Raw genomic sequence first — 759 nt, 5'->3', positions numbered from 1 at the left:
GCACCTGGCAGCTGGCCAACGCCAAGAAGACCGGCTTCGACTACGGCATCATCCCCATCCCGTCGAAGGCCGGCGGCACGGCGCCCGCGCCGACCGGCGGCGAGTTCGTCAGCGTGCCGGTGCAGTCCGACACCGCCCGCTACGCCGCCTCGCAGAAGCTGGTGGCCTGCCTGACCAGCGCCGACAACTCGCTGACCACCACGACCACCCTGTCCTACATCGCGCCCACCGAGGCGGTGCAGGCCAAGCAGGTCTCCGCCACCCCGGAACTGCAGGTGTGGGTGGAGGCGGTCAAGGCGGCCAAGGGCCGCACCAGCGACGACCTCGGCACCAAGTACCCGAAGATCTCCGAGCCGATGTGGGGCGCGGTGCAGGCCGCGCTGAGCGGGTCGAAGCCGCCGCAGGAGGCGATGGCCTCGGCACAGACGGCCGCGGCGAGCGCGATCCAGTAGCCGCATGAACCGAGTCACACAGACGCAGGCCCGACCCGCCCGCGCCGCCGTCGCCCCGGCGGCGGCGCGGGGCCGGTCGGGTCAGTGGGCGGCGTGGGCGTTCCTCGCCCCGGTCGTGGCCTACCTGCTGGTCTTCTACGCCTATCCGTTGTTCCGCAACGTGGAGTTGAGCCTGCGCACCTACACGGTGCGCTCGTTCGTGCAGGGGGACGCGCCGTTCGCCGGGTTGGCCAACTACGCCAGGGTGTTCGCCGACGCGACGTTCTGGCCGGCGCTGTGGCACACGGTGGTGTTCACGGTGGTGTCG

The 759-nt window shown here is 71.5% G+C and carries 1 protein-coding gene and 1 pseudogene; both read left to right on the top strand.

Annotation, left to right across the window (positions count from 1 at the left end; genetic code table 11):
* Positions 1-452: extracellular solute-binding protein (locus ACBJ59_RS62825; protein WP_375119398.1), on the top strand; the 452-nt coding region annotated here is incomplete at its 5' end.
* A 4-nt stretch (positions 453-456) separates the two neighbouring features.
* Positions 457-759, top strand: a pseudogene (locus ACBJ59_RS62820) (sugar ABC transporter permease); the annotation flags it as partial.

It is taken from the genome of Nonomuraea sp. MTCD27 (genome assembly GCF_041950495.1).
In the GTDB taxonomy this organism is placed as follows: domain Bacteria; phylum Actinomycetota; class Actinomycetes; order Streptosporangiales; family Streptosporangiaceae; genus Nonomuraea.
This window is presented reverse-complemented; position numbering and strand designations above follow the sequence as displayed.